Below are 22,821 nucleotides of genomic sequence, written 5' to 3'. Positions count from 1 at the left end.
TTCGAAGAAATCGATTTTGTCGAGTCACCCCCGCACAGTTTATTAGATATCTAAAAAGCTTTTATAAAGCGAATTTAGATATCAATAAACCACTGCGTCTATGAATTTTCATATAAACCTTGTTAAAATTTAGGACTTTTGGGTCAGCCCCCATTTATATTATTTAAATTCTGAATAAATAGTGTTTATAGTTTTTTCATAATCATCATTATGAACACCGACGATAATGTTAATCTCATCATTAGTTTGTGAAATTAGTGCAATATTTACTCCAGCTTCCCCTAGTGCTTTGAATAATCTGCCAGATAGTCCTTTTGTATTTTTCATTTTTTCCCCAACTGTAGCAATTAGAGAAATCTCATGAGTTACATTTACCTCATCCGCATCTAAAACAGCTTTAATTTTAGCTACTAACTCATGAATAAAAGGTCTAACATTACCTGTTTCAACAACTACCGAGAATGAGTCAATTCCACTTGGAATGTGCTCGATACTAACATTAAAGTCTTCAAAAATTTTCAGAGCTTTACCAATTAATCCAACTTCATTTGCCATGTGACGTTTTTTAATAGTAATAATAGAGAAATCTTTTTTCCCTGCAATACCTGTAACTATTTGTTTCGCATCTAGATGTTTATTATCTGAGATAATAGTTCCTTCTGCTGTTGGATCATTTGTGTTACGAATTTGGATTGGAATGTCTTTATCACGTACTGGGAAGATTGCTTCTTCATGAAGAACACTTGCACCCATATATGAAAGTTCGCGAAGTTCTGTATAACTAATTACTTTAATCTCATGTGGATTGTCAATAATACGAGGATCTGCCATTAAGATTCCAGATACGTCAGTCCAGTTTTCATAAACACTTGCATTTGCAATATTAGCAACAATCGCTCCACTAACATCTCCTCCACCACGAGTCATAATTTTAATTTCCCCATTTGGTCTACTTCCATAGAACCCCGGAATAAGAAGACGATCATACTCTTTTACAATAGCATCAAAGGCTGCTTGAGTTTTTTCAAAATCAATCTCACCTTGGTAGTTGTAAAAGATTAAGTCTTTAGCATCTACAAAGTGATATCCTAAATACTCTGCCATTAATAAAGCTGTTAAATATTCACCACGGCTTACTAAATACTCTTCATCAATACCTTTACTAATTTCAGATTTTAATTTAGCAAGTTCACCTTCAATATCAAATTTTAAGTTTAATTCACTTTTAATAGCAATAAATTTATCTTCAATCATTTTAAAGATATTATCAAAATTTATATTGTATTTAGTGTGTGCATAGCATAAATATAGTAGATCTGTAACCTTATTATCTTCTTTATCCGCCTTTCCAACAGCACTCACTACAACAAAACGACGTGCATCGTCTAATTCTACAATATTTTTAACTTTTTTAAATTGTTCGGCACTTGCTACCGAGCTTCCTCCAAATTTTGATACTCTAACCATCTTAACTCCTTTTTCTAATTCATGTTATTTGTATTTTTATTACTAATATATATTATATAACTATCTGTAGAAAAATCAATAAATTTTCTGAAAAATCTAACATTTATTTTTAATAATCACTTTATTACTTATTTTTAATTATTTATGAAACTTAGCGACTACAAATTTACTATCTTTCTCTTTTACTTCATCAACTAAAGAACTTAATTGTTTTAATGAAATTTCTTTTGTTTTTACATAGTAGTTTTCTCTATACTGTTCAACACTCTCAACTAATTCACCAGATAATTCAACTGATGAACGTACTAAGTAATTTCTTCTAGTTAATTCTTCTGAATAAGATAAGTCATTCTTAATTACTACATCAACACGAGTTGAACCTTCATTAATATCAACTATATCTTGAACGATAGCATTTCCTGTTGGAAGTTTTCCTGCTCCTTGTCCATAAAACTTAAGTTCTCCGATGAAAGAACCATCTAAAGTAATGATATTATTATTTAAAGGAACAGCCGCTTCTTGAGATTCTTTTCCGAATATAGAAAGCATTACAGAAGTCTCATACTCTCCATTTTCTACATTTGTTTCTCCAATATATTTAACAGCTAGGTCATACTGTTTTAAATAATCTATATCATTTTTTGTAATGTTTCTCATAGAGTATGTAGGAAATTCAGGTTTAACGTGAATATCGAAAGCAAGTGCATTACTTAAGATAATTTTGTTCACAACATCCCCACCGTCCACATCAGCACTCGGATCAGCTTCAGCATATCCTAAATCCTGAGCAGTTTTTAAAGTAGAATCAAATTCTTGATCATTTCTATACATGTTATCTAATATATAGTTACTTGTTCCATTAAAAATACCATATACTCGTTTTATTTCATCAACACGTCTAGTTCTTTCTAAATTTACAAGCCATGGAATTCCTCCACCAACACTAGCCTCAAAAATAAACTTAACATTATTCTTCTCAGCTAACTCAACAAATTCGCCTAGATATTTTGCTGCAACAGCTTTATTCGCAGTAACAACGTGTTTACCATTTTCTAAAGATCTTTTTATGAAATCATACGCAGGTTTTAATCCACCTAAGCACTCAACTACAATCGAAATTTCTTCATCATTTAAAATTTCATTAATATCGTCTGTAGCTAAATGCATCTTATCACGACTTCTTGCGAAAACACTCTTTACTTCAATTTTATCTAATTCTTCAGTTTTACCGTTAGTAATAATATCATATACCCCACTACCAACAGTTCCATATCCTAAAATCGCAATCTTCATAATTATTTTCTCCTAAGTTCATTATTTATTTTCAATTATATAGTTAAAGTTTATCAAGTATTTTATTTATGTCAAATAAATTAATTTGAAAATTTTCAAAAAATTTCAATTTTTTGATTATTTCGACTGTTTTTATAACTTATTTTGGTGTAAAATTATAATTATAAAAATTAATTAAGTTCTTTTTGTAAAAAACACTTGTATTTTTATAGAGAACATTGTATCATATATACAACGATAAAGCAAGGAGATTTTAAATGATTTACGAAAGTACAAGAGATATTAATAGAAAATTAAATCCGAGTGAAGCTATTCTTCAAGGTTTAAGTGAAGAAGGTGGACTTTTCGTTTTAAGAGATTTAGGAAAAAATAAATTAGATTTAGAGAAATTAATAGGAAAAAGCTACTATGAAGTAGCTGAAGCCGTGCTACGTCTTTTCGTAGACTTTAGCGATGAAGAAATTAAAAAATGTGTAGAAGAAGCATATAGAGGAAAATTCTCTCACGAGAATATTACCCCTTTAGTAGGATTAAAAGATAGCTATGTTCTTGAATTATTCAATGGACCTACTAGTGCATTTAAAGACGTAGGTCTTTCACTTCTTCCACAACTTACAAAAACGGCACTTTCAAAAGTAGAAGACAAAAATGACATTCTTATCTTAACTGCGACTAGTGGAGATACAGGTAAAGCTGCACTAGAAGGTTTTAAAGATGTAAATAGAACAAAAATTATGGTCTTCTATCCTAACGATGGTGTAAGCACAGTACAAAAAACACAAATGCAAACTCAAGAAGGTAAGAATACAAAAGTTTGTGCGATACATGGAAACTTTGACGATGCTCAAAGTGGGATTAAAGAACTATTCGTTGATGAAGAATTCAAAAAAGAATTACTTTCTAAAAATATTAAGTTATCAAGTGCAAATTCAATCAATATCGGGCGTCTTATCCCTCAAGTAGTTTACTACGTTGTTTCTTACTTAGACTTAGTAAATACAAACAAAATTAAATTAAACGATAAAGTAAACTTTGTAGTACCCACTGGTAACTTCGGTAATATTCTAGCTGGTTACTACGCTGAACAAATCGGTTTACCTATAAATAAACTAGTTTGTGCAAGTAACAACAATAATGTACTTTATGATTTCTTAACAACTGGTGTTTATGATAAAAACAGAGACTTCTTAAAAACAGTATCACCAAGTATGGACATCTTAATTTCTAGTAACTTAGAACGTCTACTTTACTACATCAGTGGTTGTGATAACGCATATATTGCTAAACTTATGAAAGACCTAAAAGAAACTGGTCGCTTTGAAGTTACCGGTGAAGTATTAGATAAGATAAAAGACAAGTTCCAAGCTGGATTTGCTGATGATGAACAAACTAAAGAAACTATTAAAGCTATCTATGAAAAAGATAACTACCTATTAGATACTCATACTGCCGTAGCTTACAAAGTTCTTCTTGATAATTTAGATAATGAGCATGCTAGTATTGTATTATCAACAGCGTCTCCATACAAATTTACTGAAAGTGTCTACTCTTCTCTATTCGAAACCCATGGAGAAGATGAGTTTACTCTTATGAATAAACTTCATGAACAAACAAAAGTTGTTATCCCTGAGAATTTAAGAGATCTTGACAAAAAAGAAATTAGACATAAAGATGTAATTAATAAGGAAGATATGAAGAAATACATCTTAGAGAAACTAGGTGATTTATAATGGTAAGTGTTCGTGTACCTGCCACTTCTGCGAATGTTGGATGTGGATTTGATAGCCTTGGTGTTGCTTTAACACTTTACACTACTTTTAAATTCGAAAAATTAGACAGTGGTCTAGAATTCGTCGGATTTGAAGAACGTTTTTCAAATGAAAATAACCTAGTTTATCAAACATTACTAACTACACTAAAAAAATTAAACAAAGAAATTTCAGGTGTTAGAATATCAATCGATAATGATGTACCAATTAGCCGTGGTTTAGGTAGTAGCTCTACTTGTGTAGTCGCTGGAATATACGGTGCGTACTTACTAACTGATACACCCATTGATAAACAAGAAATCTTTACAATAGCTAACGAAATCGAAGGGCATCCCGATAATGTTTCGCCAGCTATTTTCGGAAGTCTAAGTTCATCTTGTACTACCGATAGTAAAGAAGCGGTAACTGTAAAATATGAGGTCGATGAAAGATTTAATTTCCTTGCATTAATTCCAAACTTCGAAACGTCTACTGAAGAAGCTAGAAAAGTAATGCCAAAAGAAATTAAACTTCAAGATGCAATCTACTCATTATCACGTATCGGATCGGTTATTAAGGCATTTGAAATTTATGACTTAGAACTTCTTAATAAGGTTATGGGAGATAAAATCCATGAACCTTATAGAAAAGAAATAATACATGAATATCACGAAGTTAGAGAAATTTGTGAAAAAATTGATAGTTCAGCATTTTTCATTTCTGGAAGTGGTTCTACATTAATGAATATCGTTAGCGATACTAACAATATTGAAAAAATAAAAACTGAACTTGCTAAATTAAAATACAACTGGCAAGCAATTTTACTAAAAGTTGATAAAGAAGGAACAGTAGTTCTAAATTAATATGTTAATAATTTTTGGACTTCTTCTTTTATTGCAGAGAGGAAATTCATTTTAAAATAATTTTTATACAAATAAAGGAGAGATTTATTATGCAAAAATCAAGAGTAGCCGTATTAGGGGCAACAGGAATGGTAGGACAACGTTTATTAGTATTATTAGAAAATCACCCATACTTTGACGTAGTTAAATTAGCAGCATCACCTCGTTCTGCTGGTAAAAAATATGGAGAACTTATGGAAAGCCGTTGGAAATTAGATCACGCTATTCCTGAATACACAAAAGAGTTAGTTGTTGAAGACTTATATAAAATTGACGAAGTTTCTGAAGGAATTGACATGGTATTCTGCGCTATCAACCTTGATAAAGAAGCTTTAATCAAACTTGAAGAAGACTATGCTAAACGTGAAGTAGTTGTTGTTTCTAACAACTCTGCAAATAGAAACAAAGACGATGTACCTATGATTATCCCAGAGATTAACTCTACTCACCTAGATGTTCTTCCAGCTCAAAGAGAACGTCTTGGAACTAAAAAAGGATTTATCGTTACTAAACCTAACTGTTCAATTCAAAGTTATGTTCCTATCTTTGAAGCAATTAAAGAATACGGTGTTAAAGAAGCATCTATCTGTACTTACCAAGCTATATCAGGAAGCGGAAAAACTTTCAATGAATGGCCTGAAATGGTAGAGAACATCATTCCTTATATTGGAGGAGAAGAAGAGAAAAGTGAAAAAGAACCACTTAAAATCTTCGGTAAAGTAGTTGATGGTAAAATCGTTCCAGATAACTCAATGAAACTATCAGCTCAATGTATTCGTGTTCCAGTTCTTGATGGTCACCTTGCTTGTGTATCATTCAATATAGAAAATAATCCAGGATTAGAAACTTTAGTTGAAAAAATTAAAAATCATGTTCCTGAAATTGCTAAACATGATTTACCACTAGCACCAACTCCATTTATTAAATATTATGAAGAAAATGATCGTCCACAACCAGTTCTTGATCGTGACAACGAAAAAGGTATGCAAATTACTGTAGGTCGTTTACGTGAAGATAACCTATTCGATTACAAATTCGTAGGACTTTCTCATAATACATTACGTGGAGCAGCTGGTGGGGCTGTACTAACTGCAGAACTAATTAAAAAATTAGGATACTTAGATTAATATTATAAAACAATACTTCAGGAGAACTTCTCTTGGAGTATTGTTTTTATTAGTCTCTTATTTTCTATTTCACTATTTCTCTCAACTCTACTTTTCTATTTTCTTTTAAAGACAATGTGCATGCATCAGCAGTCGCAATTGACTCTAGAGCTGCGACACCGTTTAATAGTTTTTCATATTCTTTTGATACTTTTTCTCCATTCAAAATATTATGCAAATACAACATTTCTTTATCTATACAGCTTTGTAACCAAAGAGGGCAACGTACATTAGGATTTCCATAAGCTATTGCTCCGTCCATTCCTCTACCTGTATAAATAGCCATTCTATCATCATCTTCTTCTTTTGATTCATGGATTAAGAAATAACTCTCTCCTTCTCCTACTACTCTTAAAGTACCTCTAGTATTATATAAATCTAATTTTATAGCTCCTTTTGTACCTTCTATAAGGACATAGTGTTCACCCCATCTAAAAGCATTCCCATATTCAAGTACTGCATATCGTTTATTAGAAAATTCCAGATTAACTATTAAGAAATCATCTTCATCACCAAAATTTTCACCAACATGACATACATTTCCACCTATCATAGTTGCTTGCTCGGGTAGACCATCCATAATAAATTGAATACAATCAAGTTCATGAATGTGATGGTATAAGTGTCCTCCAGACTGTGATCGATTTTTTTCCAAGAAACAGTTTCTTGTTTTTCTTCCCATCCTGTTCTTGCTGCATGACAAAATATTACATCTCCTATTTTCCCTTGCTTAATCAATTCTTTTGCGTGACGTACTCCATTAAAAAAGTTCATAATATGACCTGCCATAAAAATCACATTATTTTCTCGACAAGTTTCAACCATAACCTTACAATCTTCATAAGATAAAGCGATTGGTTTTTCACAGAATACATGTTTACCATTCTTAGCGGCTAATAATACTGGCTCACGATGTAAATTACTCGGTGTTGCGACGATAACACAATCTACATCTTCTCTTGTTACCAATTGTTCTAAAGTTGAACAATTCTCTGCTTCTAGTTCCTTAGCAACTTTCTCCCCATTTTCTGGATCAAAAACTGCAATCACTTTCGCATCTTTTATTTTTTCTAATGAACGAGCTAAATCTGCTCCGAAATAACCTGATCCAACAATTCCATACTTAATCATATCAAAATCCCCTTTTAAATTTCTATCAAATTAGAAAATTATATTATACTATTATTCTACATCTTATCAAAAAAATTCACAAGATATATTGAGTTTTTTGTCCTAAACTTACTTATTTATTAAATCTCCTCTACTTATTTCTCAATACATCGCTAATCTAAGATATCTTCTTTTAAATATAAAAAACCCTAAGGACACCTCCTTAGGGTTTGGTAATATTTAAATTATTTAACGTCTAGAACTTGTCTACCTTTGTACATACCAGTTTTTCTATCAACACGGTGACCCATTACGTAGTTACCAGTTGTTGCATCGATAGTAATTGATGGTGCAGATAGTTTTTTGTGAGTTCTTCTTTTTCTTTTAGCTGTTTTTGATGTTCTTCTAAAAGGAACTGCCATAGTTAATTTCCTCCAATTATTTTAAATAATTCTTATTGTTCTTTAAATAGTCCGTTAAGAGCTGCAAACGGTGATTCTTTCTTTTCTTTAACATCAGTTAAAGACTCTTCAGAAACCAATTCCCAGTCATTACCAGAAACCATCTCTAGCTCTTCTTCATCAGAAGTAGTTATTGGAATATTTAAAATTATAAGCTCATTCACTAAAGGTGTTAAATCAATATACATATCCATTAAATTAACGTCGAATACCTCTTCACCTGCAAATACAGATTTATCAACGTATTCTTCTCTCTCTTCGATTTCAAATGGAACAACAACTTCTTTTAGTGTTTTTCCTGAAATCATTTCGAAGTTACCTTTAATTAATAGATCAGCATAGATTTTATCTTGTCCACCTCGAGTTAATTTTCCACTAACAACAACATCTCTAATATCTTTTAAAGAGCTATCGTAGTGTGCTACTTTAACATTTATATTTTCTTCAAAAACAAAAGTATCACTATTATTTTTGAATAACGAAGATCTTAACCATTTCATTAAATATCACCTCATAAACACATTATTTATTATATATCTTTTAGTTTAAGATGTCAACAAAAAAAGTTGACTCATTTGTTTTTTTTAATTCATTATATATTTCAATATATTCGCTAACGACATTATGAATCCTACAAAAATCGTCAACTTAGCTGTTAACACCATATACGGTGCCATTGTTTTTTTGTGATTATTCGCACTAAAACCTTTAATTATTTTTATAGCTAAAGGAATAGTAACAAACACCAGTAGATTCCACCACGAAGCATATTTAGTAACTATAAATAAAACATTTAATAAATATACTACGATAAAGCTAATTGCCATTGTTTTAATCGCATTATTTCTTCCGACTAATATCGCATAAGTTCTTCTTCCTGATTCTTTATCATTATCCAAGTCACGGATATTATTCGCTAATAATATTGCTCCTATCATGATAAATAACGGCAGTGAAACAACAATAATATCAGCATTAACATAGCCAGTTTGGAAATAGAATGATAAAGTTATTATAATTGTTCCCATGAAAAATCCTGAAACAACTTCTCCAAATGGAGAATAAGCTATAGGATATTTACCTCCAGTATAGAAATATCCAGCAAGCATACACACTAAACCGACTAATAGTACATAGACACTCGTCATAAATGTTAAAATTAATCCAAATACAAATGCTAGTGCGTACAATACCAAGGCTCCTACCATAACCTCTTTAGGGCTTAGATTTCCCTTCACTATCGAACCAGAAATTCCTTCTGAATCGACCTTGTCCAATCCATGTTTGTAATCATAATACTCATTAAATAAATTAGTCGCAGCTTGAATTAATAAGCAAGCTAGTAAAAACAATATAAATTTTAAAATTGAGAATTTACTCTCGTATCCTAATGCATACGTAGCCCCGAATAAAACTGGTGCTATCGATGCTGGATAACTATGTGGTCTTGTACACATAAAAAATTCTTTTAATTTGCTTTTATTCACAACATCCTCCTAGTTATCATCTTACCTTGAATATTATATCATATATTTCCCTTCGATGTTATTAAAATTCTTTCCCTATTTATTCAAACTACGAATTATAACGTTTTCAATTTTTATGGTATAATTAAAGAAGAAATATAATTATACATGGAGGAACTCATTATGAAAATTGCATGGATTGGAACAGGAGTTATGGGTGAGAGCATGGCTGGACACTTATTAGATGCGGGTCATGAACTTTTCGTCTACAACAGAACAAAGAGTAAAACTGACAACTTATTAAAACGTGGAGCAACTCTTCTTGAAGAGATTAAAGATGCACCTATATTTGCCGAAGTCATATTCACTATGGTTGGTTACCCTAAAGATGTTGAAGAAGTATATTTAGGTAAAGAAGGATTAATTACGACAGCTAAAAAGGGGCAAGTCTTCGTAGATATGACTACTTCTTCACCTACACTCGCTGAAAAAATCAGTGTCGAATTTCTAAAAGTTGGAGCATACGCACTTGATTTACCAGTTACTGGAGGAGATATCGGAGCAAAAAATGCTACATTGTCTATCATGGCTGGTGGTGACAAGAAAGTATTTGAAGAAATCGTTCTTCCATTAGTTGAAAAACTAGGTAAAAACATTACTTATTTCGGAGATGCAGGAAAAGGGCAATATACAAAACTTGCTAACCAAATTGCTATAGCTACTACTATGATTTCTGTTGCAGAGAGTTTCAAATTCGCTAAAGAAGTTGGACTAGACTTAGACTCATTCTTCAAAACAGTATCTACAGGTTCAGGCGGAAGTTTCTCAATGACTTCATATGGGCCACGTATCCTAAACGGAGACTTCAAACCAGGATTTTTCACTCACCACTTTATTAAAGATATGAAACTTGCTTTAGAAGAATGTGAAAAAATGAATATCAAACTTCCTGGACTTGAGACAGCGTACAAAATTTACAACGAGTTAGAAGAAGAAGTTCGTAACACAAACGGAACTCAAGCAATTTCTAAATGGTATAAACTATAAAAAAATGAGTTGATCTAGACGATCAACTCATTTTTAATATATATTTTTTCTCCAAGTTTCAATGCTTTTGAATCTTTTGCGTGTCCAACCTCTTGAGTTTTTGCTACTGGTAAAGAAGATGCTATATACTCCTGAATAATTTCAAATATTTCTTCAACAGAAAATTCTTTTTCAATTTTTGTGAAAGTTCCTATTAATAATCCTGAAATTTTATCAAATACTCCTAATTGTTTTAATTGGGAAAGATGTGTTATTAGCCCTTCTATTGAAGTACCTAATCCTTCTATGAAAAACACCTTGTTTTCTACTTTTGGAAAATATTCTGTCCCTGCAAGTTTTAAGAAACACCTAATATTTCCTCCAACAACTTCACCTTCAATTTTTGTTCCTTGTAAAAACTTCCAGTTAACATCAAATAAAGAGTTCTGTTTTTTTAAGAATGTATTCTCAAAACTTTTTCGTATTTCTTCATTTTCTATAATATTTAAAATCTGATATAAATAATTTATTTTATCTGTTTTTCTTACTAAAGAATTTAATACTGTCGTTAAGTCACTATATCCAAAAAATGGTTTATAGTTTTCTTTTATTACTTCATAATCTATATATTCTAAGATTTCATTAGCAATATCTCCACCAGAAATATCAAAGATTGCTTTTATCTCATTATTCCTATAAAACGACATTAATTCATCAGCTCTAAGTTGTGGACTTGCGGCACGTCCATACTTATCTCTATAGATATATTTAGTAAAGACAGGTACTAAACCCATCTCTACTAAAGTATTCTCTAAATTTTCTAACCTATCTTTATCTTCAGTATTTTTTCCATTTGAACATACTACCAAAGCTATTTTATCATTTATATTTAATATCATACCTTACTAGTTTTCCTTATCATATACATAGTAAAAGACAGGACTTAATCCTATCTTTTACTTTTTATAATATTTTTATAACCTAATTACTTACGCTTTCTACATAATATTTAGATCTACTTTGTCCGCCTTCATATTTTTTATTATTTAGACGTAGTACCATTTGACCTTTTTGTTTTCCACCATTAAAGTTATCAATTAGAGGTACGATAACTTTATCTCCTTCTATTGTATACTTATCTGGTGTAGCTGGAGATGTTGCACTTACTCCTCCTATACCACCAAATGCCGCAAGGTACATCTTATCTTTCTTGAAGTAAATAACTTCATTCCATTTAATACTCTTATTATACTTAGATTCATTTCCTTTATAACTGTCGTCCACTTCTTTATAAGTAGCATGTTGTATTCCAGTTACTTTTTTATAGACTTGTTCAGCACTAAATGTTTCTGCAAAAGCTGTATTATAAATATCAGTAATTTCGCCAAGTGACATTGGTACAACATTTGTACCAGGTTGAGCATCTTTTGCGTGTCTACTAGGATCTGATAAGTAACCAAATAATCCTACCATACTATCTATACTTCCACCTAATTGTACTCCATTATATTTCGTAGCAATTGCAAAAGCAGCATCTTTATCGTGATCTTTGTTATTAATGTTTATGTTATTCCATTTCAATTTATCGTTACCATTAACTTTAGATCCTATCTTATCTAAGTCATCTCCTGTTGATGTTAATTTTCCACCATCAACTTTATAAGAACCGATAATTTTATTTACATCATTAACTTTAAAATCAGCATAATAGCCACCTAAACGAAAGTAGATTACATCATATCCTTCACTGTTATCTACCGCATAACTTACAGTCGGTGCATATTTTTTCAAGATATCAATTACGGCTTGTGACAAGTGTAACTCTGAATTAAGCGCATCGATATCATTTAATGTTGATAGTTTTTCAACAATTATCGTAGTCTCTTTATCTAATTGTTTTCCATCTACACTTCCTAAGTTAGCACTATTATTCGTCGAAGCTCCTTCTTGCATTTCTTCGTATTTAATAATTCCAAACACACATATTACAGCTGCAACAAAAATTGCAGCAAAACCTAATATATATTTTATTCCTTTGTTCATACTTTCTTCTCTTTCTCTAATTTTTTTCTTTAATTGTCTTCTCTATCAAACGTAGGAACGTAGAAATGTCTTCCCTCAAGACCAAATAATTTATCACTAAATGTTCCAGGCTCTACATTCGCTAAGTTTTTCTCAAACATCATCATTCTAGCATCTATATTATCGATAAAATGAATAATCTCCGCCTCTTTAATCATAGGTAGTTTTGGTGAACCGAATTCATACTTGCCATGATGTGCAAGAATCATATGTCTAAGTAAAATAATCTCTTCAGATTCAATTCCTAATTTTTCAGCCATTCGTGCTACTTCATCACTCATAATAACAATATGCCCTAATAGCTCACCTTCTAATGTATAAGAAGTTCCTACAGGTCCACTAAGTTCTATAGTTTTCCCTAAATCATGTAAAATAATACCACTATATAATAAATCCTTATTTAATGATGGATAAATTCCTACCAAGGCCTTTGCTATTTTCAACATTGTTGTAGTATGATAAATCAATCCTGAATAAAAATCATGATGCATCGATTTAGCTGCAGGGTAACTAATAAATTGCTTTTTATATTTATTTAGCAATTCAATTGTTACAATTCTTAAGTTCTCATTACTTATTTCTTTCAAGAAATAATTTAATTCATTTATCATTACATCTTTTGGTACTGGTGCTGTTTGAATATAATCTTGTATATCGATATTGTCATTTTCTGTAGCCATTCGATAGTTTTTAATTTTCAACTGTAGTTTTCCACGATAATCTAAAATCGTTCCTTCTACATAAATTATTTTACCAGCTTTTAAATTTTCACTATCTTCATCTTTAACTTCCCAAATTTTTCCATCAATGCTACCAGTTTTATCTTTCAAATACAATGTTAAATATGGTTTCCCACTCGTTGCAATTCCACGAATTACATTATCTAATAATAAAAACATACTAATCTCTTGGTCAGTCTTAAACTCACTTATGAACATTTCCTCACTCCTTCTTTTGTATATTTTATATCCATCTTATATTTTACTTTGTATTACAAAAAAATTCAAATAAATATAGTATAATACTTGATAAAATAGAAAAAAAGCCCAGAAATCTCTGAGCTTTTCGTCTTATTAGTCAAATAGATCTTTTGCTTTTCTACTTACCTTGTCCAGGAAGCTTTCATCTTCTTCGACTTTTTCATTATTTAATTTAGCAAGTTCTAGGTATAATTCACGTTCTTTTGTTGATAAGTTTTTAGGAATTTCAATAGATACCACGATATAGTGATCTCCTTGACCATATCCCATAACACTTTTAACACCTTTACCTGCAAGACGGAATTTACGTCCATGTTGTGTTCCTGCTGGAACATTTAGTTCAATTTCACCTGTTAATGTACGAACATCAACTTTTGTTCCTAAAGCAGCCTGTGCTGGAGAAAGTTTTAATTCAGTGTAGATATCATCATCTTCTCTGTGGAAGTATGAATCCTCAGCAACGATTACTTCTATGAATAAATCCCCTGCTGGACCTCCATTTTCTCCTGCTCCACCTTTACCACGAAGACGAACACGTTGTCCTGAGCTAATTCCTTCTGGAATTTCTACTTCATATTCTACCTCACGGTTATTGTATCCTTTACCGAAACAGTGAGGACATTTATCTTTAATGATTTTTCCGCGTCCTTGACATTCAGAACATGTACGTTGACTTTGCATACGTCCGAATGGAGTATCTTGGATTACCGTTTCTTGTCCACTACCATTACATTTGTGACATGTGTTTACAGATGAAGAATCTTTAGCTCCACTTCCGTGACAGTGATCACATTCTACATCTTTACGGATTTTAATAGTTTTTTTCGTACCGAATACGGCATCCTCAAAACTTATACGAATGCGGTGTAATAAGTCTTCTCCTTGACGTGGAGCATTTGGATTACGACGTGATCCTCCTCCACCGAAGAAACTTGAGAAAATATCTCCAAGGTCATCAAAACCACCTGAGAATCCAGAGAAACCTCCACCGAAGCCACCAAATCCACCTTGACCGGCTCCACCTTCAAATGCTGCGTGACCAAATTGATCATATTGAGCTTTTTTAGTATCGTCACTCAGTACTTCGTACGCTTCTGAAATTTCTTTGAACTTATCTTCAGCGCCTGGCTCTTTGTTGATATCTGGGTGATATTGTTTTGATAATTTACGATATGCTTTTTTAATTTCAGCTGCACTTGCGCTTTTACTTACGCCAAGCACCTCATAATAATCTCTTTTAGCCATCTTAATCTCTCCTATAATTATTTAATAAAGGGAGTGACTCAAAAATCGTGATTTCGGAGAAATCGATTTTGTCGAGTCACCCCCGCAAAGTTTATTAGATATCTAAAAGCTGTTATAAAGCAAATTTAGATATCAATAAACCACTGCATCTATGAGTTCCCATATAAACTTTTTCAGAATTTAAAACCTTTGGGTAACTCCCTTAGACTATTTATTTAATTATTTTTTCTCAGTGAAGTCTGCATCAATTGTGTCATCATCGTTATTAGATGAAGTTGCTCCTGCATCTGCACCTTGTGCTCCTGCTGCAGCATTTGCTTGTTCATAAAGTTTCATAGTCATTTCTTGAACTGCTTTGTTTAATTCATCTTTAGCAGCTTTAATTTCTTCTAAGTTATTGTTTTTAATAGCTTCTTTCAATGTATCGTTTTTAGCTTTAATGTTATCTAATAAGCTTTGATCTACTTTATCTTTAGCTTCTTCTAATGCTTTATCTGCTTGGAATGAAAGTTGGTCAGCTTCGTTACGTATATCAGCTTCTTCTTTACGTTTAGCATCTGCATCAGCATTAGCTTCTGCTTCTTTAACCATTCTATCGATATCAGCATCAGTTAATGAACTGCTTGATTCAATAGTAATTTTTTGTTGTTTTTGAGTTCCAAGATCTTTAGCTGTAACATTTACAATACCGTTTTTGTCGATATCAAATGTAACTTCGATTTGAGGTACTCCACGTGGTGCTGGTGGTATATCTGAAAGTTGGAATCTTCCAAGAGTTTTGTTATCAGATGCCATTGGGCGTTCACCTTGTAATACGTGGATATCTACTGCTGGTTGGTTATCTGCAGCTGTAGAGAATACTTGTGATTTAGAAGTTGGGATTGTTGTATTTCTTGGAATTAATACTGTCATAACTGATCCCATTGTTTCAATACCTAATGATAATGGAGTTACGTCTAGTAATACAACGTCTTTAACGTCACCTGTAATTACTCCACCTTGGATAGCAGCACCCATAGCTACTACTTCATCAGGGTTTACTCCTTTATGAGGCTCTTTACCCATTTCTTTTTTAACAGCTTCTTGTACGGCTGGAATACGTGTAGATCCACCAACTAAAATTACTTGATCGATTTCACTTGGGTTTAATCCAGCATCTTTAAGAGCTTGACGAGTTGGGATTAATGTTCTTTCTACTAAGCTGTGAGTAAGTTCATCAAATTTAGCACGAGTTAATGTGTTTTCTAAGTGAACTGGTCCGTTAGCTCCAGCTGAGATGAATGGTAATGAAATTTGAGTTGAAGTTACACCAGATAAGTCTTTTTTAGCTTTTTCTGCTGCATCTTTAAGACGTTGCATTGCCATTTTATCTTGAGATAAGTCGATAGCTTGTTCTTTTTTGAATTCTTCTACAAGATAGTCAATAATAGCTTGGTCGAAGTCATCCCCACCTAGTAAATTATCTCCTGATGTAGCTAATACTTCGAATACTCCGTCTCCTAATTCTAAGATAGATACGTCGAAAGTACCACCACCTAAGTCGAATACTAATACTTTTTGATCTACATCTGTTTTTTCTAATCCGTACGCTAATGCAGCTGCAGTAGGTTCGTTGATAATACGTTCTACTTCTAATCCAGCAATTTTACCAGCGTCTTTAGTTGCTTGACGTTGAGCGTCGTTGAAGTAAGCTGGTACTGTAATAACAGCTTTAGTTACTTTTTCACCTAGGTAAGCTTCAGCAGTTGCTTTTAAGTTTTGTAAAATCATTGCTGAGATTTCTTGTGGTGAGTATTTTTTACCATTTACATCTACTTTATAATCTGTACCCATGTGACGTTTGATAGAAATTACTGTGTTAGGGTTAGTGATTGCTTGACGTTTTGCTACTTCCCCTACTTGAATTTCATCACCTTTGAATGCTACTACAGAAGGTGTAGTTCTGTTACCTTCTGGGTTAGGGATTACTTTAGCTTCCCCACCTTCTAATACTGATACACATGAGTTAGTTGTTCCTAAGTCGATACCTATAATTTTTGACATATTCTTGTCCTCCTTAAATTTATAATAACTATATTTTCAAATTTATTTGTTAAAATGAATATTTCACTCTAACAAAGTCTTATATTACTTTTTTATTTACGTAGTTGATACTTTCAAATCATTTCGTCACTGCGTTCTTGATTCTTTGAGTATCTATCTACGCAGTGGCTACATACCAATCATTTCGTTGCTACGCTCCTCATTCTTGGTGTAGCTGTGCGATTCTTACTCCTAACTTTTTTCTTCACCTTCTAGGTTTGAAAAAACTAAGGCTCAGTCGATACTTTCAAATCATTTCGTCTCTGCGTTCCTTATTCTTTGAGTATCTTTGAGAAGCTTCCTCGTAACCATTTCTTCATATTTACAATACTTGAAATGCTAACGATGTAGCCTTTAAGAATTGACCTTAACCATCGCTGGTCTGATTACTCTATCTTTTAGTTTGTAACCTTTTTGGAATGTATCTAAGATTACTCCGCTTTCTTTGTCGCTTTCTTCTCCTTGCATTACTGCGTGGTGGAAGTTTGGATCGAACTGAGCATTTTCAGTTTCTACTAGTTCAACACCCTCTGATTTAAGCGCTGCTTGTAATCCTTCGTATACCATTTGTACACCTTTTAGAACTGTTTGTACTTCTTCATTAGTTGACTCAACTTGTAAAGCACGTTCTAAGTTATCCAAACTTGGTAAGATTTCTGTAATCACTTTTTGACTCTTATAAGCATTTATAGTGTCAATTTCTTGATTTTTACGTCGTTTAAAGTTTTCAAATTCTGCGTAAAGACGTAAGTATTTATCTTCTGACGCTTTTACTTCTTCTTGCAGTTTTTCAATTTGTTCTTGTAATAACTCTTCTGCAGTTTTTTCAACTACTTCTTCAGAGTCTGTAGTTTCTTCAGTTTCAACAGTTTCTTCTGTTGTTACTTCTTCTTGTAGAGTTTCTTTTTGTTCTTCAGTAGCCATCTCTACCTCCTAATTATTTTAAATTATTATTTAAATTATCACGAACACAAGCTATAAGTGTCATGATTTTTGAATAGTCCATTCTCTTTGGTCCAAATACGGCTATTACACCTTGACCTTTAGATGTGTTATAACTACTAGACACTAATGAAAGATCATCTATATTCCCAAGCTTAAGCTCAGTTCCTATTTTAATAGATGGTTTGTCTGTTACTTCATTATTATCTAGAAGCTCGACTATCTTATCATCTTCTAAGAGCGATACTACTTCTTTTAATTTTTCTACATTGTCTATATCGGGTTGTTTAAGTAAATTGTACTTACCCCCTAATGCTACAGTCTTTTTAATTTTATTTTGCAACAATCTATTTAAAGCCACTACTATCATATCGTAGTTGTTAACTTTATTCTTTAGATATTTTTCTAACTCACCGTGAATCATTACATGAGCTGTTGCCATATCCACATCATAGAAGTAACTTTGAAGAAGTTTATTAATCTCCCCTATATCTTCTGCAGTGAAGTCTGCATCCAGTTTATAGTTTTGTTGGAATACCTCTCCTATATTTGTTACTAATATAACGAGAATGCTACGACTACTTAGAAGAATAACCTCTATCTTATTAATGCGCCTATCCGTTTTTGTCGGGGCTAGTATCACCGCCGTACAATCAGTTAAATCCGATAGTACTATTGCATTTTTTTCTAGATAGTTATTTTCCGAGACTATATCACCACCAGAGAGTTGTTTAAGTTTTTCATTCTCACTATTCGATAGTTCATAATCTTTTTTTATGTAATCTACATAATAGCGATAACCTTTTTCCGAAGGCACTCTACCTGATGAAATATGAGTCTTTTTAATCAATCCTTCTTTTTCTAATTTACTCATATCATTTCTTATCGTTGCCGAACTGAAATCAATATTTTGAGCAATTTGCTTAGAACCTACAGGCTGATTAGTCGTAATAAAGTTTTCGACTATAGATTGAAGAATGAGTACTTGTCTATCTATTAACATCGTCATCACCTATTCTCCAATTTTGTGTTTTAGCACTCTAAGTATCTGACTGCTAATCACATATATAATAATACCATTAAGGTCAAAATAAGTCAATAGCTTTTTTGAAATATTTTTGACTTTTTTTGACCTTTCTGTTTTCAACGTGAGAAAAACCTTGTAATACCAAGTTTTAAATGAGTCTTAAAAAGTATATATTGAAACAAATAATAATAAAACCATTCAAAAACTTTCATCACTTATGATATAATAAAGGTTAATCAATAGAAAAGGAGTTTTTTATAATGAAGAAAATATTTAGACTTTGCACTATACTTTTATCTTCCCTACTTATACTAACAGCATGTAGCAGTGAAAAGACAAAAGTATTTACTACAAAATACGGAAATAATCAAGAAAATGAAACAACATTAACTTATAAAGGAGAGGTTGTTAATAGATTAAAAACTATTTCTAATATCACTGACCTAGGAGCTGATGAAGAAGCTGCCTACAATAGTATAAAGACATCTATCGACGAAGAGAATAAAGATATCGATGGACTTTCCTACACTATTGAAAAGAAAGATGGAAAAGTAATTATTACTTGGGATTTAGATTTTACTAAAATAAACTTCGAAAAAGATAAGGATCGCTTACATTTCAAAAAATCTTCTTTGGATGAAGAAAGAAAGCTAAGCTACATAGAAGAAAATCTTAAGAAAAATGGTGCTGTAGAGAAAAAATAATATTTTATAAATAGAGTGCTTATTAGCTAGAACTTTTAATCTTGCTGATAAACACTTTTTTTCTTATGAATACACTGGATTTTATCCTCACCTTCCTTGTATCTTCAATAAAATTCTAGTATAATAAGTAAACGAAAGAAGTTAATAGAGGTAAAAATTTTGGAACTTATTGAACTTAGAAAAGAACTCGAAGAAATTAATAAAAGAATAACGGAATTTAAAACTTCATTAAAAATAGAAGATAAAACTGAACGAGTTGCTGAAATTGAAAATATGATGCTTGAGGCTGATTTTTGGAATGATAGCGAAGCAGCTAGTCTATTAGTTACCGAATCAAAAAGTATAAAGAAAGAACTTGATGAATTTAGTGAAATGATAGACTATTTAGAGCACTCTGAAGAGATGGTTGAATTTCTAAAAGATGAAGATGATGAAGAAATTTATCAAGATTTACTAGAAACAGTAGTCAATCTTAAAGATAGTGTTGAAGATTTTAGCTTTAGATTATTATTCTCAGAAGAATATGATAACAACACTGCTATACTAGAAATACATGCCGGGGCTGGTGGAACTGATGCTACAGATTGGTCAGAATTAATGTTACGTATGTATGAAAGATTCTTCACAAAACAAGGATTAAAATACAGTTACTTAAACTATCAATCTGGTGATATCACTGGAGTTAAATCAGCAACTATAAAAATTGAAGGTGACTTTGCTTATGGATTATTAAAAGGAGAAAAAGGTGTTCACCGAGTTGTTCGTATCTCCCCTTTTGATCCGTCTGGAAAAAGACATACATCATTCGCTTCAATCGATGTAATTCCAGAATTTAATGATGATGAAATTAATATCGAAATTAATAATGAAGACTTGAAAATAGACACTTACAGAGCTCAAGGGGCCGGTGGACAGCACATTAACACTACTGATTCAGCAGTTCGTATTACCCACCTACCTACTGGTATAGTCGTTCAATCACAAGCAGAACGAAGCCAAATTAAAAATAAAGATGCTGCGATGAAAAATTTAAAATCAAAACTGTATCAACGCGAAATAGAAGAAAAAGAAAAAGAATTAGCAGCAATTCGCGGTGAACAAAAGGATATTGGTTGGGGTTCTCAAATTCGTTCCTATGTATTTACTCCATATACAATGGTAAAAGATCACAGAACAAACTACGAAGTATCTACAATAGATAAAGTAATGGATGGCGAGATAATAGATTTTATCGATGCTTATCTACATTACAATATGAAAGAAAAATAAATATTATAAAAAAGAAAAAAGCGAGAAAATATTTTCTCGCTTTTAATTTATTTAATCTTCTTTTCTACGTTTATACGCAACCAAGCTAGTACCAACACCTAACAATATTAATCCTAATAAAGAATTTCCAGATTCACTACCAGTAAGTGGTAATTTTTTATTGTTATCTAGTTCTCTTGATTTATCTGGATTAATAGTTTTTGGTTCTGGATTTTTTGGTTTATTTGGTTCTGGATCTTTCGGTTTATTCGGTTCTGGATTTTTTGGTTTATTTGGTTCTGGATCTTTCGGTTTATTCGGTTCTGGATCCTTCGGTTTATTTGGTTCTGGATCTTTCGGTTTATTCGGTTCTGGATCCTTCGGTTTATTCGGCTTATGATGATTTATTATATTCATACCATTTTCTTCAACCTCATAACCGTTTGGAATATTCACTTCTTTAACCGAATAAGTAATTAACTTTCCATCTTTATATTTATCTAAATTTGAAAATTCATATCTCCAACCATTATTTTCCGTAACAGTCGCTGTTTTTCCTGTATCTTCTCCATTCGCATAAAGTTTAACAGTTATTGATACTGGTCTTATTTGATCAATATTATTCATATCATCCCAAATTTTTTGTCCTTGAAGACTTATTTTCTCTGGTTCATGAGTATTTGTTATTGTATATTTTCCATTATCATCTTTTGAAATATCAGTAGAATATGTTTTTACTTCCATTTCTTTAACTGCATATTTAATTTCTTTACCATTCTCATATTTAGGCAATGATTTTGATTTAAATGTCCAGTTAGTTTTTTCTGATACTTCTATTTCATCAACAACTTTTTTACCATTTAGAATCTGAACTCTTATGATTTTCGAACGTTTTCCATCTTGGTTATTATTATCATTCCATACTTTAGTACCTTCTATTACTATTTCTTCAGGAGTATGACTATTTGTAATTTCTTTACCAACAACATTTGAAACATAACCTTCTGGAACATTAATCTCTTTAACTGAATAACTTACTTCTTTACCATTTTCATATTTCGGTAAATTTGTAAAAATACCAGTCCATTTATTCGGATTATTTTGCCCTTTTTCTTCGAGTGTTAAAATCTTATCTGGTAAAGGAGTTTCCACAGAACCCTCTATAGACTTATAAAGTTGAACTTGTATAGTCGAAGGTCTCTTACCATCTTGATTGTTTGCATCATCCCAAATTTTCGTAACTTGAAATTCTACTACTTTCGGAACATATTTATTAACTACATTAAAATCAGTAATCGTAGTTGTATACTCATTCACAGCTTCTTCTGTAATAGTATATTTTATCTCTTTACCATCTTTATATTTCGGCTTTCCAGTAAATGATACTTCCCATTTTCCTGATTGATCTGCTTTTACTGTTTTAGTTTCAACTTTTTTACCATCAGCTAATAAATTAATTTTTATTTCAGATGGTCTCTTACCATCTTGGTTATTACCATCATCCCAATTTTTGACAGCCTTAATATTTACTGTCTCATTAGAATAACTATTTGTAATAGTATATCCAGTATTTACATCACCTGTCACAGAAGCTTGGTATCCATTAGTTGCAACTTCTACAACAGAATAATTAATAGCTTTCCCATCTTTTTCTGCGACTAAGTTTTGGAAACTTCCCTTCCAATTGTTTTCAGAGCTTAAGATTAGTTTCTTCCCTGTAGATGATCCATTTTCTAATAATTCGACTTCCACATTATTTGGTCGTTTACCATCATTATTATTATTGTCATTCCACACTTTTGTTACTGGTATATCAATCATCTTTTGTACAAACGTATTCGTGAATTTTAATTCTTCAGGTGTTTTTGATAC

At 31.8% G+C, this 22,821-nt stretch carries 19 protein-coding genes and 1 pseudogene; 6 read left to right on the top strand and 14 right to left on the bottom strand.

What is annotated here, in order from left to right; translation table 11 throughout:
• Window positions 1-159 precede the first annotated feature (159 nt).
• Entirely contained in the window at window positions 160-1,467 is a 1,308-nt protein-coding gene (locus tag O5Y44_RS08100) for an aspartate kinase (protein ID WP_048802913.1), read from the bottom strand.
• 138 nt (window positions 1,468-1,605) lie between these two features.
• Window positions 1,606-2,760, bottom strand: a complete 1,155-nt coding sequence (locus O5Y44_RS08095) for a homoserine dehydrogenase (RefSeq protein ID WP_371465926.1) — start codon at window positions 2,758-2,760, stop codon at window positions 1,606-1,608.
• 257 nt (window positions 2,761-3,017) lie between these two features.
• On the opposite strand from O5Y44_RS08095, the gene thrC reads away from it, so the two are divergent.
• From thrC to asd, 3 genes are all read left to right on the top strand, one after another.
• On the top strand, window positions 3,018-4,490 hold the full coding sequence (gene thrC / locus O5Y44_RS08090) for a threonine synthase (RefSeq protein WP_371465925.1): 1,473 nt from the start codon (window positions 3,018-3,020) through the stop codon (window positions 4,488-4,490).
• Window positions 4,490-5,371 (top strand): homoserine kinase, encoded by an 882-nt coding sequence (gene thrB, locus O5Y44_RS08085; protein WP_371465923.1) that lies wholly within the window; start codon window positions 4,490-4,492, stop codon window positions 5,369-5,371. The genes thrC and thrB overlap by 1 nt, the downstream gene beginning before the upstream one ends.
• 89 nt (window positions 5,372-5,460) lie before the next feature.
• The gene (gene asd, locus O5Y44_RS08080; protein WP_371465922.1) at window positions 5,461-6,537 is read left to right on the top strand and encodes an aspartate-semialdehyde dehydrogenase; all 1,077 of its coding nucleotides are present in this window, start codon (window positions 5,461-5,463) and stop codon (window positions 6,535-6,537) included.
• 64 nt (window positions 6,538-6,601) lie between these two features.
• On the opposite strand, the pseudogene O5Y44_RS08075 reads toward asd, so the two are convergent.
• The 4 genes and pseudogenes from O5Y44_RS08075 to O5Y44_RS08060 form a co-directional block, all read right to left on the bottom strand.
• Window positions 6,602-7,707, bottom strand: a pseudogene (locus tag O5Y44_RS08075) (Gfo/Idh/MocA family protein).
• A gap of 224 nt (window positions 7,708-7,931) precedes the next feature.
• Window positions 7,932-8,108: a 50S ribosomal protein L32 gene (gene rpmF / locus O5Y44_RS08070; RefSeq protein WP_003147267.1), complete on the bottom strand. Its 177-nt coding sequence runs from the start codon at window positions 8,106-8,108 to the stop codon at window positions 7,932-7,934.
• 32 nt (window positions 8,109-8,140) lie between these two features.
• Entirely contained in the window at window positions 8,141-8,647 is a 507-nt protein-coding gene (locus O5Y44_RS08065) for a YceD family protein (RefSeq protein WP_271965992.1), read from the bottom strand.
• An 84-nt stretch (window positions 8,648-8,731) separates the two neighbouring features.
• Window positions 8,732-9,634, bottom strand: coding sequence for a 1,4-dihydroxy-2-naphthoate polyprenyltransferase (locus tag O5Y44_RS08060; RefSeq protein ID WP_271987072.1), 903 nt, complete (start codon window positions 9,632-9,634; stop codon window positions 8,732-8,734).
• A gap of 162 nt (window positions 9,635-9,796) precedes the next feature.
• On the opposite strand from O5Y44_RS08060, the gene O5Y44_RS08055 reads away from it, so the two are divergent.
• On the top strand, window positions 9,797-10,660 hold the full coding sequence (locus O5Y44_RS08055; protein WP_271965994.1) for an NAD(P)-dependent oxidoreductase: 864 nt from the start codon (window positions 9,797-9,799) through the stop codon (window positions 10,658-10,660).
• A gap of 14 nt (window positions 10,661-10,674) precedes the next feature.
• Here O5Y44_RS08055 and O5Y44_RS08050 read toward each other — a convergent pair whose 3' ends face one another.
• The 7 genes from O5Y44_RS08050 to hrcA form a co-directional block, all read right to left on the bottom strand.
• Window positions 10,675-11,538 carry a S66 family peptidase gene (locus O5Y44_RS08050; RefSeq protein WP_371465921.1) on the bottom strand — a complete coding sequence of 288 codons (864 nt, stop codon included), beginning with the start codon at window positions 11,536-11,538 and terminating at the stop codon, window positions 10,675-10,677.
• A gap of 82 nt (window positions 11,539-11,620) precedes the next feature.
• On the bottom strand, window positions 11,621-12,682 hold the full coding sequence (locus O5Y44_RS08045) for a hypothetical protein (protein WP_271965996.1): 1,062 nt from the start codon (window positions 12,680-12,682) through the stop codon (window positions 11,621-11,623).
• Between the two features lie 29 nt (window positions 12,683-12,711).
• A complete protein-coding gene (locus O5Y44_RS08040) occupies window positions 12,712-13,659 on the bottom strand; it encodes an HD domain-containing protein (RefSeq protein ID WP_271965997.1) in 948 nt (315 codons plus the stop codon).
• Window positions 13,660-13,794: 135 nt separating this feature from the next.
• Window positions 13,795-14,946, bottom strand: a complete 1,152-nt coding sequence (dnaJ, locus tag O5Y44_RS08035; RefSeq protein ID WP_371465920.1) for a molecular chaperone DnaJ — start codon at window positions 14,944-14,946, stop codon at window positions 13,795-13,797.
• Between the two features lie 219 nt (window positions 14,947-15,165).
• Window positions 15,166-16,989, bottom strand: a complete 1,824-nt coding sequence (dnaK, locus tag O5Y44_RS08030) for a molecular chaperone DnaK (protein ID WP_271966001.1) — start codon at window positions 16,987-16,989, stop codon at window positions 15,166-15,168.
• 393 nt (window positions 16,990-17,382) lie between these two features.
• The gene (gene grpE / locus O5Y44_RS08025; RefSeq protein ID WP_204642516.1) at window positions 17,383-17,952 is read right to left on the bottom strand and encodes a nucleotide exchange factor GrpE; all 570 of its coding nucleotides are present in this window, start codon (window positions 17,950-17,952) and stop codon (window positions 17,383-17,385) included.
• Between the two features lie 13 nt (window positions 17,953-17,965).
• On the bottom strand, window positions 17,966-18,979 hold the full coding sequence (gene hrcA / locus O5Y44_RS08020; protein ID WP_271966003.1) for a heat-inducible transcriptional repressor HrcA: 1,014 nt from the start codon (window positions 18,977-18,979) through the stop codon (window positions 17,966-17,968).
• A 278-nt stretch (window positions 18,980-19,257) separates the two neighbouring features.
• Here hrcA and O5Y44_RS08015 point away from each other — a divergent pair, with 278 nt between their 5' ends.
• Both O5Y44_RS08015 and prfB read left to right on the top strand, forming a co-directional pair.
• Entirely contained in the window at window positions 19,258-19,701 is a 444-nt protein-coding gene (locus tag O5Y44_RS08015) for a DUF1307 domain-containing protein (protein ID WP_371465918.1), read from the top strand.
• Between the two features lie 159 nt (window positions 19,702-19,860).
• On the top strand, window positions 19,861-20,970 hold the full coding sequence (gene prfB / locus O5Y44_RS08010; RefSeq protein ID WP_371465916.1) for a peptide chain release factor 2: 1,110 nt from the start codon (window positions 19,861-19,863) through the stop codon (window positions 20,968-20,970).
• Window positions 20,971-21,021: 51 nt separating this feature from the next.
• Here prfB and O5Y44_RS08005 read toward each other — a convergent pair.
• A partial coding sequence (locus tag O5Y44_RS08005; protein ID WP_371465915.1) for a Cna B-type domain-containing protein occupies window positions 21,022-22,821 on the bottom strand: 1,800 nt, incomplete at its 5' end.

The organism is Gemella sp. 27098_8_155, assembly GCF_041433725.1.
In the GTDB taxonomy this organism is placed as follows: Bacteria; Bacillota; Bacilli; order Staphylococcales; family Gemellaceae; genus Gemella; species Gemella haemolysans_D.
This window is presented reverse-complemented; position numbering and strand designations above follow the sequence as displayed.